Source organism: Sphingomonas ginsengisoli An et al. 2013 (assembly GCF_009363895.1).
GTDB classification, from domain to species: Bacteria; Pseudomonadota; Alphaproteobacteria; order Sphingomonadales; family Sphingomonadaceae; genus Sphingomicrobium; species Sphingomicrobium ginsengisoli.
Genome location: NZ_CP045434.1, coordinates 2,753,659 through 2,769,007, shown reverse-complemented (window position 1 = coordinate 2,769,007; position 15,349 = coordinate 2,753,659). Strand labels below are relative to the sequence as shown.

The following is a 15,349-nucleotide window of genomic DNA, read 5'->3' as shown; positions in this document are numbered from 1 at the left end:
ATCGCCCGCCCCCCGGGTCAGGCCGCGTCGGCGGCCTGGATGTCGCGCAGGATCCAGCCGCGCTGAGGAATCGTCTCGATGAACTCTGCCCCGCCCGACGCCATCCGCAATTTCTTGCGCAGCTTGGAGATGAAGACGTCGATGATCTTGGGCTGCGGCTGGTCGTCGGCGCGGCGGTAGAGATGCTTCAGCAGCATCGTCCGGGTGACGACATTGTTGCGCGCGAAGGCGAGCAATTCGAGCACGCGATATTCCATCTCGGTGATGGCGATCGGGTGGCCGTCGATGCGGATCAGCCGCTGGACCTGGTCGACCGCCAGGCGGCCGCCGCACAAGGTGGCCGGCATTTCCCCACCGGTCGCCTTGATCGTCGACAAGAGCCGCGAGGCCATCTCGTCGCTGTCGTCCTGCACCGTATTGGGCGCGCCGAGCAACTGCTGCTGCAGCTCGGCGATCGTCTTGTGCGCTTCTTCGACCAGCTTGGCGCCTTCCTCGAAGCGCCGGCGCGAACGGTCAAGCATCGCTTCGATCTCGACCAGTCGGCCCGAAAGATTGTCGTCGGCCATGTGTCCCCCGCGTCCTTCCCTTGCTCGAGCTTACGGAACCGAGGCGATGGCCACCTGGCTGTCCGCGGCGGGTGCGGCCAGGAGGGTACGCGTGGTCTCGCCCTTGTCGACCACCTGGGTGTCGTTGTCGCCGACATTGCTGCGAATGCCAAGCGCGACGCGGTCGCCGCCAGCCTTGTCGAGCAGGCTGGTCTCGCTCGCCGAGCGCGGGGCGGCGCCGCCGAACAGCGCCTGGATCGCCTGCTGCTGCGCGTCCGACGCGCTCAGCGAAGCGGTGCCCGGCGCCGGCGGGGTCAGCGTATAGTCGGGCGGAATCACCAGCGGCGCGTTGCGCGCCACCGCGAACTCGTCGAGGCGCTTGGTCTTGCCGCCACCGAAGCTCGAGCAGCCGGACAGCAGGACCGCACCGGCGGCGAGGCCCAAAGCGAGAGTCGACTTACGCATTTTGAACTTTCTCCTTGGGCGGCCGGTCTTTCACCAGCAGAGCCCGTAATATCAGGATCACGACGCCGATACTAATCGCTGCGTCCGCGACATTGAAGACCAGAAACGGCCGGCACACTCCATTGTCGAAGCTGGGGCATAGTGCTTGCGGAACGCCGCGCAGATGAAAGTCAGCGAAATCGAGCACATAGCCATAGCGCGAACGGTCGATGATGTTGCCGAGCGCGCCGCCCAGCACCATGCCCAGCGCAAGCTGGTCGCCACGCTTCGGCTCGCGGAACAACCACACTGCGACCAACACCGCGATACCAGCGGTGAACAGCACCAGCAGCCAACGGCTGGCGTTGCTGGACGCCGTCAGCAGCCCGAGCGAGATGCCGTGATTATGCACTCGCAGCAGGTCGAAGAAGGGCAGCAGAAGCAAACGGTCGCCCTCTTCGCGAAGCGCCAGCGGGCCCGCCACCAGCCACTTGCTGAGCTGGTCGGCGAGGAAGATGAGGGCCGCCGTCAGCAGGCCGAAGGTGGGACGGGTGCGGGTCACCAATTCACTCACGCGACCACCTCCTTGCAGCGGTCGCACAGGCCCGCATTGGCTTCGACCTCGGGCAACAGCCGCCAGCAGCGGTTGCACTTGTCATAGGTCACCCGCTGCACCGCCACGGCCGGACCGCTCACTACATGGCCGGTGTCGAGGACGACTTCCGACACGATGAACAGCTCGGCCAGCTCTGCCGCCGACAACATCGGCCGGTCGGCGTCGTCGGGGAAACCCAGCGCGACCCGAACTTCGAGGCTCGAGCCGACTTCCTTCTCGCGGCGCATCGGCTCGATCTCGGCGGTGACCTGCTCACGCAGGGCGCGATAGCCGGTCCAGATCTCGGTCAGGCGGCGGTCGGCCCAATCGCCGATCTCGGGCCATTCGAGCAGGTGAACGCTGTCGCCATCAGGGAAGCGCGTCCCCCAAACTTCCTCGGCGGTGAAGACCAGCACCGGCGCGGCGTAGCGGACCAGCGCGTGGAACAGCGTGTCGAGGACGGTGCGATACGCCCGCCGCTTCGTATCGTCCGCGCCATCGCAGTAGAGGCTGTCCTTGCGGATGTCGAAGAAGAAGGCCGACAGGTCGTTGTTGCAGAAGTCGCCCAGCGCGCGGGTGTAGGCGTTGAAGTCATAGTCGACGACCGCGCGCTTCAACTCGGCGTCGAGCTTGCTCAACAGCGCGAGCATGTAGCGCTCGAGCTCGGGCATCGCCGCGACGTCGGCGACGCGATCCTCCTCGCCAAATCCGTCGAGCGCGCCGAGCAGGTAGCGGAAGGTGTTGCGGAGCTTGCGATACTGATCGGCGACCCCGCGCAGGATCTCGTCGCCGATGCGATGGTCTTCGGTGAAGTCGACGCTCAGCGCCCACAGCCGGATGATGTCCGCCCCGTTGGTCTCCATCACTTTGATGGGATCGACCGTATTCCCCAGGCTCTTGGACATTTTCATGCCCTTGGGGTCCATGGTGAAGCCGTGGGTCAGCACCGCTTCGTACGGCGCGCGGCCGCGGGTGCCGCAGCTTTCGAGCAGGGAAGACTGGAACCAGCCGCGATGCTGGTCCGATCCTTCGAGATAGAGGTCGGCGGGCCAGCGCAGCTCGGGCCAGCGCCCGCTCTCGAGCGTGAAGACATGGGTGCAGCCGCTGTCGAACCAGACGTCGAGGATGTCGGGAACCTGCTCGAAGTCGTCGGGGTTGCGGTCGGCGCCGAGGAAATGCTCGACGGCGCCCTCGGCGGTCCAGGCATCGACCCCGCCTTCGCGGACCGCAGCGACGATCCGGGCGTTGACCTCAGGGTCGACCAGATACTGACCCGACTTGCGGTCGACGAACAGGGTGATCGGCACGCCCCAGGCGCGCTGGCGCGAGAGCACCCAGTCGGGACGGTCGGCGACCATCGCGCCAATCCGGTTGCGGCCCTTCTCGGGATAGAAGCGGGTGTCAGCAATCGCCTGCAGCGCCAGCTCGCGCAGCGTCGGCGAGCCGGCCGCGGGCTGGTCGTCGATCGCCGTATTGCCGCCTTCGCCTTCCCAGCGCTGCTCGGAGCGGGTGAGCGCGGGCAGATGCTCGAGCGGATTGTCCATCGGCACGAACCATTGCGGCGTGCAGCGATAGATGACCCGCGCCTTCGAGCGCCAAGAGTGCGGATAGCTGTGGCGGAAATCGCTCGCGCTGAGCAGCGCGCCGGCTTCCTTGAGGTCCGAGCAGATCGGGCCGTCGGGGGCGTTGAACTTCGTATTGATGACGCTCCCCTGCCCGCCCAGCCACAGCCAGTCGGCGCGATACTTGCCGTCGCCCTCGACCGCGAAAACGGGGCCGATGCCGTGCGCCTTGCAGACCTCGAAATCCTCCTCGCCATGGTCGGGCGCCATGTGGACGAGCCCGGTGCCGGCGTCGGTGGTGACGTGGTGGCCAGGGATCAGCGGTCGCGGCGTCGCGAAGAAGCCGCCGAGGTGATGCATCGGATGGCGAGCGATGGTGCCGGCGAGGTCGGAGCCTTTACCTCGCCAAGTGCCGCCCCATCGATATTCGTCGTGAACGTCGGACAGCCGCATGAAGACACTGTCCTCAAGCTCCGTAGCTATTAGAAGCTTACGACCACCTGGCTCAGTGACCAATTGGTACTCGACCTCTTCCCCATATGCGATCGCCTGATTGACCGGGATCGTCCACGGGGTGGTCGTCCAGATCACCGCATGGGCACCGACCAGCTCGGGGATCGGGCTCTCGACGATCTCGAACGCCACGTCGATCTGGGTCGAGGTGACGTCCTCATATTCGATCTCGGCCTCGGCCAGCGCGGTCTTCTCGACCGGGCTCCACATCACCGGCTTGGCCCCGCGATAGAGCTGGCCGTTGGCGGCGAATTTCAGGAGCTCGGAGACGATGGTCGCCTCCGCCTCGGGGTCCATCGTGAGGTAGGGCTTGTCCCAATTGCCGCCGATGCCGAGCCGCTTGAGCTGCTCGCGCTGGCGGTCGACCCACTGCTGGGCATAGGCACGGCACTCGGCGCGGAACTCGGCCGGGGGCACCTCGTCCTTGTTGCGCTTCTGCTTGCGATACTGCTCCTCGACCTTCCACTCGATCGGGAGGCCGTGGCAGTCCCAGCCGGGCACATAGGGCGCGTCCTTGCCGAGCAGAGTCTGGGTGCGCACCACCATGTCTTTCAGGATGTGGTTGAGCGCATGGCCGATGTGCATGTCGCCGTTGGCGTAAGGCGGGCCATCGTGGAGGATGAATTTTTCACGCCCCGCGCGGCTTTCCCGGACGCGAGCGTAGAGGTGCTCGGCCTGCCAGCGGCTGAGAATCTGCGGCTCCTTCTGCGGCAGCCCGGCCTTCATCGGGAAGGCGGTCTTCGGCAGGAAGACGGTGTCGCGCCAATCGCGCGTAGCAGAAACGTCGGTGGTGGGTTCGTCAGCCATTTGCGGGCGGCTCTAGCGAGGCGAAAGCGGCAAGGGAACCTTTCGCCCACGCTCGTCATGCTGAACTTGTTTCAGCATCCATGCCGCCACCCGCGCCGCGGCCCGAGGATGGATCCTGAAACAAGTTCAGGATGACGCGGCGATGACCTACTCGCGCTCCCGCCGCCGCTCGAGCCCCGCATTGGCGGCGTCGATCTGCGCCTGGTTGCGGAAGTCGCGGTCGGGGTGCAGCGCCGGCCCGACCGTCCAGATGTCGTCGACCAGCACGAAGCCCTTGAAGCTGTCGGGCACCTGGCCGAGCTGTTCGGGCAGGGTCAGCCCCATCCCCAGCCCGGGCGAGCCCTGCGGGCCGACCACAACCACCCGCCCACCGACCCGCGCCATCCGCGCGAGCAGCCGGTTCGGCCAGCCGGCGAACGCCCAGGCGCGATCGAGCGGCACATACATCGTCCCATTCCGGCAGGCCTCGGGGACGATCCCGAACCAGCCGGTCTTGAGATAGCCGATCGTGCAGGCCTGCACGCTCGTCCCGCTGAATGTCCACGCGTCGGGAAAGGCCGCTTTGACCCGCGCCATCAATGCCGGATCGCCGGTGAAGGCGTCGCCACGCTGCTTGACGTCACGCTCGGCCGCCTTGAGCGCGGCGACCAGCCGGTCGGCCTCGGCCGGATCGCGGCTCTTGAGCGTGAACAGGATCGAGGTCCGCGGGAGCGCCGCCAGCCCTTCCTCGAGGCTGGGGATGCGCGCCCCGGTCTTGCCGCGCAGCGGGAAGGTCTTGCCGCCGTCGGCGCTGTAGCCATAGCCCGGATCGAGCCCCTGCAACTGCGCCAGCGTCGCGGCGCGCGTGTCACCGTGACCGTTGGTCCGGCAATCGAGCTTCCAATCGTGAAACAAGGCGATCTTGCCATCGGCGGTGGGCACGACCTGCACCTGCACCATGTCGGCGCCCAGCCGCTGCGCGTCGGCCATCGAGCGCTCGGTGTTCTCGAGCTCATTGTGCACCGGTTGCTCGATCCGCGTCGCCGAGCAGCCGTCGTCGGTGAGGCCCTGGTGATCGAACAACTGGCTGACCCCGCGGCTGGCAATCAGCCGCAGGCTGCCGCGCGGAGCGGGCGCGAGCCAGCTCGCGTTGAAGACGGTCAGCGCGACCAGCAAGGTGGCCAGCGTGCCGAGGATGCGCCACGTCCAGACGATCGCGCGCGAGCGCGGCTTCTCGGCGAGCTCCCCCTCCTCGTCGGTCATGCGAACAGCAATCGGCGGGCCTCGGCCTCGTCGGCCCGCATCTGCGCGGCAAGCGCCTCCATGTTGGCGAACTTCTGCTCGGGGCGGAGGAAATGATGCAGCGCGACCTCGATCGGCTGGCCGTAGAGGTCGCCCGAAAAATCGAACAGGTAAGCTTCCAATAATTCGACCGGCGGATCGAAGGTCGGACGGACGCCAAGGTTGGCGACCCCGGCATGCTCGCTCCCGTCGGCCAGCGTCACCCGCACCGCATAGATGCCATAGGCCGGCCGCTGATAGTCGGCGAGGATGAGGTTCGCGGTCGGATAGCCAAGCTCGCGCCCGCGCTTGTCGCCGTGCTGAACCGTCCCGGCGATCGCGAACGGGCGGGTCAGCAGGTGCGTCGCGGTAGCCGGATCACCCGCGGCGAGCGCGTCGCGGATCCGGCTCGACGAGACCGGTTCGCCGTCGGCCAGCACCGGGGCGACGGTCTCCGCCGCCATGCCGCGCGCCGCGCCGAGATCGCGCAGCACGTCGACGTTGCCGCCGCGCCGCGCGCCGAAAGTGAAATCGTCGCCGGTCACCACCGCCGCCGCGCCGATCGCTTCGGCCAGCATGCCCACGAAATCCTCGGCGCTGGTGGCGGCGAGCGCTGCGTCGAAATCGAACACCAGCATCGCGTCGGCACCGGCGTGGCCGAACAGCGTCTGGCGCTGGTCGAGGCTGGTCAGCCGGAACGGCGGCAGGTCGGGTTTGAAGAAGCGCACCGGATGGGGATCGAAGGTCGCGACCAGCGCCGGGCGGCCCTCGTGCGCGGCACGCGCCACCGCGCGCCCGACCACTGCTTGGTGGCCGAGGTGGAAACCGTCGAAATTGCCGAGGGCGACGACGCCGCCCCGGAACCGATCGGGCAGGCCGGCGCTTAGGGAAAGGCGCTCCATCGGTGGCTGCTGTAGTCAACCGCGCGGCGGAAAGTCACGCCTTTGTTGACTCTCGGGCCGCCCAAACCTATCTGGCCCTCATCCCGTTACCCCGGTGTCCGGCGGCGCATTCCGTGCGCGCGTCGTTTTCGTGTTCTCCACGAGGCTCCGGGAAGCGGGAGGAAGCGTCGAGATGGGACGGTCGCTCGTGATCGCCCCGTGGAGCTAACAAGGAAGAACGAAAAGCACATGGCTCGTATTGCCGGGGTCAACATCCCCACCAACAAGCGCGTCGAGATCGCGCTTACCTACATCCACGGCATTGGTCGGACCAAGGCCAAGGAAATCGCCGCCAAGCTGAACATCGCGCCCGAGCGCCGCGTCCAGGACCTGACGGACCAGGAGGTCCTCCAGATCCGCGAGACGATTGACGCCGATCACACGGTCGAGGGTGACCTCCGCCGCGAGACCGCGATGAACATCAAGCGGCTGATGGACCTGGCCTGCTACCGCGGCCTGCGTCACCGCAAGGGCCTGCCGGTCCGCGGTCAGCGCACCCACACCAACGCCCGCACCCGCAAGGGCAAGGCCAAGCCGATCGCTGGTAAGAAGAAGTGACTGGCACAGCGACCATCCGGGGGATGGTCGCGCTGCAGTTTCTCCTCATCGGAGGCCCGCCTCCGCCGCGACACGCACCACTCGGATTGTAGGAACACCTTATTATGGCACGCGAACCTCAGCGTCTTCGCCGCCGCGAGCGCAAGAACATCAGCGCCGGCGTCGCTCACGTGAACGCCAGCTTCAACAACACCATGATCACGATCACCGACGCGCAGGGCAATGCGATTGCCTGGAGCTCGGCCGGCATGATGGGCTTCAAGGGCAGCCGCAAGTCGACCCCTTACGCCGCCCAGGTCGCCGCCGAGGACGCGGGCCGCAAGGCCGCCGACCACGGGGTCCGCACCCTCGAGGTCGAGGTCAAGGGTCCAGGTTCGGGCCGCGAGAGCGCGCTGCGGGCCTTGCAGGCGGTGGGCTTCACCATCACCTCCATCCGTGACGTGACCCCGATCCCGCACAACGGCGTCCGCCCGAGCAAGCGCCGCCGCGTCTGACCGGGTGGCCGAAGTGGTACTTCGGCCAAGGGTTTACGAACAAAAGATAACATGGGTGCCGCGAGACGTCGCAGCCCCGCTGCCAAGGAAGCAAAATGGCCGTCAACGCAAAGAACTGGCAGGAACTCAAGAAGCCCAACGCGCTGGAGCGCAAGCCGACCACCGACGCGCGCCGCAAGGCGGTGTTCGTGGCCGAGCCGCTCGAGCGCGGCTTCGGCATGACGCTGGGCAACTCGCTGCGCCGGGTGCTGCTGAGCTCGCTTCAGGGCGCCGCCGTCACCTCGATCAAGATCGAAGGCGTGCTGCACGAGTTCTCGAGCCTCGCCGGCGTGCGTGAGGATGTCACCGACATCATCCTCAACATCAAGAAGCTCGCCATCCGCATGGAAGGCGAAGGCGCTAAGCGCCTGCACCTGACCGCGACCGGTCCGGGCGAAGTCACCGCGGGTCAGATCCAGACCAGCGGCGACATCGAGATCACCAACCCCGAGCTGGTCATCTGCCACCTCGACCAGGGTGCGACGCTCAACATGGAGCTGACCGCCGATATCGGTAAGGGCTATGTCGCGGCCGCCAGCAACCGTCCGGCCGACGCGCCGATCGGTCTCATCCCGGTCGACGCGCTGTACAGCCCGGTTCGCCAGGTTGCCTACAAGGTCGAGAACACCCGCGTCGGTCAGGAGCTCGACTACGACAAGCTCACGCTGACCATCGAGACCGACGGCACCGTCGCTCCCGAGGACGCGCTGGGCTATGCCGCGCGCATTCTGCAGGACCAGCTTGCTCTGTTCGTCGGCTTCGACGACGGTCAGATCCGCTCGGCCTCGCCGATGATCGGCCAGGCCGCCGCGCCGAGCGCCGGTGGTTCTGCGATGCCCGAGACGACCACCGACACCAACCAGCTCAACCGTTACCTGCTCAAGAAGGTCGACGAACTCGAGCTGTCGGTCCGTTCGGCCAACTGCCTCAAGAACGACAACATCATCTACATCGGCGACTTGGTCCAGAAGACCGAGGCCGAGATGCTCCGGACCCCGAACTTCGGCCGCAAGTCGTTGAACGAGATCAAGGAAGTGCTCGCGTCGATGGGTCTGCGCCTCGGCATGGACATCCCCGGCTGGCCGCCGGAGAACATCGAGGAAATGGCCAAGAAGCTCGAGCAGGAGATGCTGGGCTAAGCCGCCGTGCGCAGGGGAGCGATTGCGAAGGCAATCGCGACCCAGCGCGAAGAGCCGGCGAAAGCCCGGCCGGCCTGCAGCCGCAGGCTGACAGGACCGACGACGGCGCGGATTTACTCCGCGCCGTTTTCGTTTGTGTTGATGTTGCAGAAGGCAGGTGGACCCCGGATCAAGTCCGGGGTGACGTCTTACCGAACCTAGAAACTCAGCTCGTCATACACCCGGCTAACATCCCCGCCCCACTCGCCATTATACCAGCCGAGCAGCCGGTCGGCGGGGGTGACACCGGTCGCCACGACCTCGCGCAACGGATCGAGGAACCCGCCCTCATTGTCCCCCGCCCCGTTCAACCGGGCCCGCGCGGTCAGGCCGGCGGCGGCAAGGTCGAGCACCTCGCCCGCAAACTCCTGCATCGAGCGGCCACCGGGCACGCGCGCTTCGAGCGCTTGCGCCGGCACGTCGCTGCGCAGCTGCTCGCGCTCGTCGATCGTCCAATCCTTGACCAGGTCCCAGGCGGCGTCGAGCGTCGATTGGTCGTAGAGCAGCCCGACCCACAAAGCCGGCAACGCGCAGATCCGCCCCCAGCGCCCGCCATCGGCGCCGCGCATCTCGAGAAAGCTCTTGAGGCGGACCTCGGGGAAAGCGGTCGAGAGATGGTCGACGAAATCGCTCTTGCGCGGCAGCTCACCGGGCAGTTGCGGCAGCTTGCCGTCGAGAAAGGCGCGGAAGCTCTCGCCGGCGACGTCGATATACTGGCCGTCGCGGTAGACGAAGTACATCGGCACATCGAGCGCATAGTCGCAGTAGCGCTCGTAGCCGAAGCCGTCCTCGAACACGAACGGCAGCATGCCGGTGCGGGCCGGGTCGGTGTCGGTCCAGATGTGGCTGCGAAAGCTCTTGAAGCCGTTGGGCTTGCCCTCGGTCAGCGGCGAGTTGGCGAACAGCGCGGTGGCGACCGGCTGGAGCGCGAGGCCGACCCGGAACTTCTTGGCCATGTCGGCCTCGGACGAATAGTCGAGATTGACCTGGATGGTGCAGGTCCGCAGCATCATGTCGAGGCCCAGCGTGCCGACCCGCGGCATGTGGCTGAGCATGATCTTGTAGCGCCCCTTGGGCATGATCGGCAGTTCGGCGCGGGTCTTGTCGGGCCACATGCCGAGCCCGAGGAAGCCAAGGCCCAAGCGATCACCGACGGTCTTGCACTGCTGGAGATGGCGGGCCGCCTCGGCGCAAGTCTGGTGCAGATTCTCCAGCGGCGCGCCCGACAGCTCGAACTGGCCGGCGGGCTCGAGGCTGATGGTACCGTCGTCGCCGGCGAGCGCGATGATCTTGCCGTTTTCCTCCACGGGCACCCAGCCGAACTCGGTCAAGCCATTCAACAGGTCACGGATGCCGCCGGGCTCGTCCCAGCTCGGCGCGCGATGGTCGGCGGTGCGATAGACGAACTTCTCATGCTCGGTACCGATCCGCCAGCGGTCGGCGGGCTTCTCGCCCTTGGAGAAAACCGAGAGAAGATCGTCCCGACTCTCGATGAGGGGGCTCTCGCTGAGGTCGGTGCGTGTGGTCATGGTGGGCGGCGCTTAGCGCCAGTCCCCGGCCAGCGCCATATAGGCCGTTAGCGCGGCGAGCGCGGCGGTCTCGGCGCGGAGGATCCGCGGGCCGAGGCTGATCGCGACCGCGTTGGGATGGGCGCGGACCAGTTCGCGCTCCTCGGGCGTAAAGCCGCCCTCGGGACCGATCAGGATGGCGGCGGGGCCTGACCGGATGACGTCGGTCACCGGCGCGCCGCCGGTCTCGTCGGCGAAGTAAAGCGGGCGATCGAGTGTTTGAAGGAGTGCAGTCAGAGCAAGCGGGTCGGCGATCGTCGGCAGTAGCGTGCGACCGCACTGCTCAGCCGCTTCGACCGCAATGTGCTCCAGCCGCTCGTGCTTGACCCGTTCGGCGACGGTGCGGCGGGTCATCACCGGCTGGAGGTGACGGACACCCAATTCGGTCGCCTTCTCGACCAGCCAGTCGGTCTGCGCGCGCTTGACCGGCGCGAACGCCAGCGTGAGGTCGGGCACCTGCTCGAGCGGCCGGGTCTGGCGCTCGACCGTCAGGGTCAGGCGCTTCTTCGCCGTGGCGACGATCCGCGCCAGCCACTCGCCCGAGGCGCCGTCGAACAGCAGCACCTCGCCGCCTTCCCCGAGCCGCAGCACATTGCCAAGATAATTGGCGGCACTGCCCTCCAGCTCAACCGTTGCGCCCTCACCGAGCGGGGACCGGACGAACAGGCGCGGCAGGCTGCGCGGCGGCCAGGCGGGCGTCGCGGCCACCGTTGGCGCTAGCGGCGGGCCTTGCGGGCCGCGTAGCGAGCGTCGCGTGCGGCCTTCTTCTCCGCCTCGGTCAATTCGGGCTTGGCATTCTTGGCCGCCGCCGCGGCCTTGGCTTCCGCAGCCGCCGCGACCCTGGCCTCGGCCTCGGCCTTCTTGGCGGCGGCCTTTTCGGCCTGCGCCTGCTGCTTGCGCTCCGCCGCCGCCAGCCGCTCGGCGGCGATCGCCGGGTCCACCGCGGGCTTGTTGCGCAGTTTCTCCAGGGCCTTGGCGCGGGCGTCATTGGCCTGCGCGGCGCGGTCCTGGAAGGTCGGATTCTTGAAACCCATCGGTAAAGTCGCTCCTGTCGGCCCGGCTCAGGAGGAGCGGGCCTCTCGTTTGGCGTGCGCCTAGCACAGGTTGGTCAAAAGTCCGCCACGCCTCGAAAGGTCCGTCCGGCTTCGCTAAGCGGGCCCGATGAGCGACCTCGAACTCGTCCCCGACAGCGAGCGGCACGGCCTGATCGGAGCGTTGCCCAGTAGCTGGCGGCCGTTCGCCAGCTTGATGCGGCTCGATCGGCCGATCGGTACCTGGCTGCTTTACTGGCCGTGTGCGTGGAGCGTGGCGCTGGCCGGCGTCGGCGGACGCTGGGCGCTGTTCGCCTGGCTGGCGCTCGGCGCCTTCGCGATGCGCTCGGCCGGGTGCGTCTACAACGATATCGTCGATCGCGACCTCGACGCCCAAGTCGCGCGCACGCGGCTGCGGCCACTGGCCAGCGGCCGGGTCTCGCTTAAGGCCGCATGGATGCTGCTAGTGGGGCTCAGCCTGATCGGGCTCGTCGTGCTGCTCGAGCTCGAGCGCACCGCGCAGCTCGTCGCGTTGGCCAGCCTCGCTCTGGTTGCGGCCTATCCCTTCATGAAGCGGATCACCTGGTGGCCGCAGGCATGGCTCGGACTTGTCTTCAGCTGGGGCGCACTGGTCGGCTGGCCCGCGGTGACCGGGGCGGTGGCATGGGCACCGGTACTGCTGTGGCTCGGCAGCGTGGCATGGGTGGTTGGCTACGACACGCTCTACGCGATTCAGGACAAGGAAGACGATGCGCTGGTCGGCGTGCGCAGCTCGGCGCGCCGGCTGGGCGAACGGGTCCGGCTTGGCGTCGGCCTCTGTTACGCGCTGGCGGTGCTCGGCTGGGGCAGTGCGCTGTGGACGGTGCGGCCCGACTGGCTGGCGCTGGTCGCGCTGGTGCCGGCGGCGTTGCACGTCGCCGCTCAGGTGCACCGGGCCGACCCCAACGACGGCGAATTGGCGCTCCACCTGTTCCGCTCGAACCGCTTTGCAGGGCTGCTGGTGCTGGGCGCAATGCTGGTGGTGGGGTTGAGCCAGCCCGCCTAGCCGCTACATCGCGGCGATGCTGACCCCCGAACATGCCCGCGACATCGCCGCCGACCTCGTCGAGCGGGCGACCAAGGCCGGCGCCACCGCCGCCGACGTGATGATGGTGGCGGGCAGCTCGACCTCGGTATCGGTGCGTCTGGGCGAACTCGAGGACGTCTCGCGCTCGGACGACCGCGATATCGGCCTGCGCGTATTCGACGGCCAGCGCTCGGCGAGCGTGTCGAGCGCCGACTTCAGTGACGAGTCGCTCGACGCCCTCGTCGCCCGCGCGGTGGCGATGGCGCGCGAGGCGCCCGAAGACCTGTTCGCGGGCTTGGCTCCGGCCGAGCTGCTGATGCGCGAGGACGCCCCCGATCTCGGCGGCTACGACCCGAGCGACCCCGACCCCGCGGCGCTGCGAGCCCGCGCGCTGGCGGCCGAGCAAGCAGCGCTAGCGGTACCTGGCGTGACCAATTCGAGCGGCGGCTCGGCGGGAAGCTCGGCGATGACGGTGGCGCTGGCGACCTCGGCCGGCTTCGCCGGCGCCTATCGCTCGAGCGGTTTCTCCTGTTCGGCGAGCGTGGTCGCCGGCGAGGGCGCGACGATGCAACGCGACTATGCCTCGCACGGGGTCCGCCATCTCGCCGACCTCGACGATGCCGAGACGATCGGGCGCAAGGCAGGCGAGCGCGCGGTGGCGCGGGTCGGCCCGACCAAGCCGGCGCCGGGCCGTTTCGCCATCCTGTTCGATCCGCGGGTCGCCGCCTCGCTGCTCGGCCATTTCAGCGCGGCGATCAACGGCAGCGCCATCGCCCGGCAGACGAGCTTCCTGCTCGGCAAGCTCGGCGAGCCGATCTTCGCATCCGGGGTGACGATCCGCGACGATCCCCACCGATTGCGCGGGTTGCGCTCGCGGCCGTTCGATGGCGAGGGCCTGCCCGCGCGGGCGCTCGACCTGGTCGCGGACGGCGTCTTGACGACCTGGCTCGCCGACAGCGCCGCGGCGCGCCAGCTCGGCATTGCGCCGACCGGCCATGCGAGCCGCGGGGTCGGCGGCGCCCCGGGTGCCGCGCCGTCCAACCTGACGCTGCTGGCCGGGTCGCGCAGCCGCGAGGAGCTGCTCGGCGCTCACCCCCGCGCCATCCTGGTGACAGAGCTCATCGGCCAAGGGGTGAACGGGGTGACCGGCGACTATAGCCGGGGCGCGGCGGGCTTCCTGGTCGAGGGCGGCGAGATCGTCGGACCGGTCGCGGAAATCACGATCGCCTCCAACCTGCTCGAGATGTTCCGCACGCTTGAGCCGGGCAGCGACCTCGAGCTACGCCGCGGGATCGACGCGCCGACCCTGCTTATTCCGGAGATGACGGTGGCGGCGGGCTGACCCGCAGCCGCGCGGCGTCTATCTTGATGCAGCGGTCGACCACGGTTTTGAGCCCGGCCTCCTCGGCGCGGGCGATCGCCGCTTCGTTGACCACGCCGAGCTGGAACCACACCGCCTTCGCCTTGGCGGCGATCGCCTGCTCGACCGCGTCCAGCGCGTCCTCGGGCCGGCGGAAGACGTCGACGATGTCGATCGGCACGCCGACCTGGCTGAGGTCGTGCCAGACATATTCGTTGTGGACATGCTCGCCGGTGATCCGCGGATTGACCGGGATGACGCGCCAACCATGGTCGCTAAGCCACCCGGACACGCCGTAGCTCGGCCGCCCCGGATTGTCCGAGGCGCCGATGACGGCGATGGTGCGGCTGCTCGACAGCAGGGCGGACAGGTCTTCGTCGCTGGTCAAGGGCATAGAGCCCTCAACCGTTCAGACGGGAATCGTTTCCAGCCCCGCGAGCACGGCGTGGGCGAGCGCGGTGAAGGCGTCGGCGGCGGGCCCCTCGCCGGCGGCGGGCGGCTGGCCCGCATCGGACGCCTCGCGCAGCGACGCCGACAGCGGCAGCCGGCCGAGGAACGGCACCTCGAGCGCCTTCGCCGCGGCCTCGGCGCCGCCCTGGCCGAACGGATCGGACGCCTCGCCGCAATGCGGGCAGGCATAACCCGCCATATTCTCGATGATCCCGAGCACCGGCACCGCGGTCTTGCGGAACAGGTCGATCGCGCGGGTGGCGTCGATCAGGCTCAGATCCTGCGGGGTCGAGACGATCACCGCACCGGTTGGCTTGGCCTTCTGGACCAGGCTCAATTGCACGTCGCCGGTGCCGGGCGGCAGGTCGATCACCAGAATGTCGCGCCCCGTCCAGTCGCCCTCGACCAATTGCATCAGCGCGCCCGACGCCATCGGCCCCCGCCAGGCGAGCGCATGGCCGGCGCTGACGAGCTGGCCGACCGAGAGAAGATCGACCCCCGCGGGCGTCGGGACCGGGATGAGCTGCTTGTCCTTCGCCTCCGGACGCGCCCCGCTGCCGAGCAGGGTCGGCTGCGAGGGACCGTAGATGTCGGCGTCGATCATCCCGACCTTCTTGCCCAGCCGCGCCAGCGCGACCGCGAGGTTGGCGGCGACGGTCGACTTGCCGACCCCGCCCTTGCCGCTGCCGACCGCAAGCAGGATCGGGCCCGACGGCTTGGACGCGGTCAGCGCGACCCGGACCTCGCGCGCCTCACCTGTCGCCAGCGCCGCGTCGCGCAGCCGCTGCTCGAGCGCTGGACGCTCCCCAGCGGGCAGGCCGGTGGCGTCGGCGACCAGCGTGGCGACCCCGTCGACCAGACGTACGGCACGGAGACGGGCGCCGTCTGGCGCGGCGCGGAGGGTATCTTCAAGCGACATGTGGGGCAGCTAGGGACAG

16 protein-coding genes are annotated in these 15,349 nt (G+C 68.3%); 5 read left to right on the top strand and 11 right to left on the bottom strand.

The features are described from left to right. Nucleotides 1-17: 17 nt before the first annotated feature. From GCU42_RS13535 to GCU42_RS13510, 6 genes are all read right to left on the bottom strand, one after another. Nucleotides 18-566, bottom strand: a complete 549-nt coding sequence (locus GCU42_RS13535; RefSeq protein WP_114228530.1) for a winged helix-turn-helix domain-containing protein — start codon at nt 564-566, stop codon at nt 18-20. A 30-nt stretch (nt 567-596) separates the two neighbouring features. Further along, nucleotides 597-1,010: a DUF3035 domain-containing protein gene (locus tag GCU42_RS13530; protein ID WP_114228531.1), complete on the bottom strand. Its 414-nt coding sequence runs from the start codon at nt 1,008-1,010 to the stop codon at nt 597-599. Further along, the gene (gene lspA, locus GCU42_RS13525; protein WP_240309527.1) at nt 1,003-1,563 is read right to left on the bottom strand and encodes a signal peptidase II; all 561 of its coding nucleotides are present in this window, start codon (nt 1,561-1,563) and stop codon (nt 1,003-1,005) included. Before lspA ends, GCU42_RS13530 begins: the two co-directional genes overlap by 8 nt. Beyond that, nucleotides 1,560-4,466, bottom strand: a complete 2,907-nt coding sequence (gene ileS / locus GCU42_RS13520; RefSeq protein WP_114228532.1) for an isoleucine--tRNA ligase — start codon at nt 4,464-4,466, stop codon at nt 1,560-1,562. Before ileS ends, lspA begins: the two co-directional genes overlap by 4 nt. Nucleotides 4,467-4,613: 147 nt before the next feature. Beyond that, a complete protein-coding gene (locus tag GCU42_RS13515) occupies nt 4,614-5,708 on the bottom strand; it encodes a glycerophosphodiester phosphodiesterase family protein (protein WP_114228533.1) in 1,095 nt (364 codons plus the stop codon). After that, nucleotides 5,705-6,628 carry a bifunctional riboflavin kinase/FAD synthetase gene (locus GCU42_RS13510; protein WP_114228534.1) on the bottom strand — a complete coding sequence of 308 codons (924 nt, stop codon included), beginning with the start codon at nt 6,626-6,628 and terminating at the stop codon, nt 5,705-5,707. The genes GCU42_RS13515 and GCU42_RS13510 overlap by 4 nt, the downstream gene beginning before the upstream one ends. Nucleotides 6,629-6,856: 228 nt before the next feature. On the opposite strand from GCU42_RS13510, the gene rpsM reads away from it, so the two are divergent. From rpsM to GCU42_RS13495, 3 genes are all read left to right on the top strand, one after another. After that, entirely contained in the window at nt 6,857-7,225 is a 369-nt protein-coding gene (gene rpsM / locus GCU42_RS13505; RefSeq protein ID WP_114228535.1) for a 30S ribosomal protein S13, read from the top strand. Between the two features lie 104 nt (nt 7,226-7,329). Next, on the top strand, nt 7,330-7,719 hold the full coding sequence (gene rpsK, locus GCU42_RS13500; RefSeq protein ID WP_114228536.1) for a 30S ribosomal protein S11: 390 nt from the start codon (nt 7,330-7,332) through the stop codon (nt 7,717-7,719). Between the two features lie 95 nt (nt 7,720-7,814). Then, nucleotides 7,815-8,897, top strand: coding sequence for a DNA-directed RNA polymerase subunit alpha (locus tag GCU42_RS13495; RefSeq protein ID WP_114228537.1), 1,083 nt, complete (start codon nt 7,815-7,817; stop codon nt 8,895-8,897). Nucleotides 8,898-9,094: 197 nt separating this feature from the next. On the opposite strand, the gene GCU42_RS13490 is transcribed toward GCU42_RS13495, so the two are convergent. From GCU42_RS13490 to GCU42_RS13480, 3 genes are read right to left on the bottom strand one after another with little or no spacing between them, the layout of a single operon-like run. Further along, on the bottom strand, nt 9,095-10,465 hold the full coding sequence (locus GCU42_RS13490; RefSeq protein WP_114228538.1) for a glutamate--cysteine ligase: 1,371 nt from the start codon (nt 10,463-10,465) through the stop codon (nt 9,095-9,097). A 12-nt stretch (nt 10,466-10,477) separates the two neighbouring features. Further along, entirely contained in the window at nt 10,478-11,212 is a 735-nt protein-coding gene (locus tag GCU42_RS13485; protein ID WP_114228539.1) for a 16S rRNA (uracil(1498)-N(3))-methyltransferase, read from the bottom strand. 8 nt (nt 11,213-11,220) lie between these two features. Next, a complete protein-coding gene (locus GCU42_RS13480) occupies nt 11,221-11,538 on the bottom strand; it encodes a DUF6481 family protein (RefSeq protein ID WP_114228540.1) in 318 nt (105 codons plus the stop codon). 127 nt (nt 11,539-11,665) lie between these two features. Here GCU42_RS13480 and ubiA point away from each other — a divergent pair, with 127 nt between their 5' ends. Together ubiA and GCU42_RS13470 are read left to right on the top strand one after the other, a co-directional pair. Beyond that, nucleotides 11,666-12,580: a 4-hydroxybenzoate octaprenyltransferase gene (gene ubiA / locus GCU42_RS13475; RefSeq protein WP_114228541.1), complete on the top strand. Its 915-nt coding sequence runs from the start codon at nt 11,666-11,668 to the stop codon at nt 12,578-12,580. 16 nt (nt 12,581-12,596) lie between these two features. Then, nucleotides 12,597-13,943: a TldD/PmbA family protein gene (locus GCU42_RS13470; RefSeq protein ID WP_114228542.1), complete on the top strand. Its 1,347-nt coding sequence runs from the start codon at nt 12,597-12,599 to the stop codon at nt 13,941-13,943. On the opposite strand, the gene GCU42_RS13465 is transcribed toward GCU42_RS13470, so the two are convergent. Together GCU42_RS13465 and GCU42_RS13460 are read right to left on the bottom strand one after the other, a co-directional pair. Beyond that, nucleotides 13,912-14,355: a CoA-binding protein gene (locus GCU42_RS13465; protein ID WP_114228543.1), complete on the bottom strand. Its 444-nt coding sequence runs from the start codon at nt 14,353-14,355 to the stop codon at nt 13,912-13,914. The two genes, GCU42_RS13470 and GCU42_RS13465, sit on opposite strands and share 32 nt — an antisense overlap. Before the next feature lie 15 nt (nt 14,356-14,370). Then, nucleotides 14,371-15,330, bottom strand: coding sequence for an Mrp/NBP35 family ATP-binding protein (locus GCU42_RS13460; protein ID WP_114228544.1), 960 nt, complete (start codon nt 15,328-15,330; stop codon nt 14,371-14,373). Nucleotides 15,331-15,349: the final 19 nt, after the last annotated feature.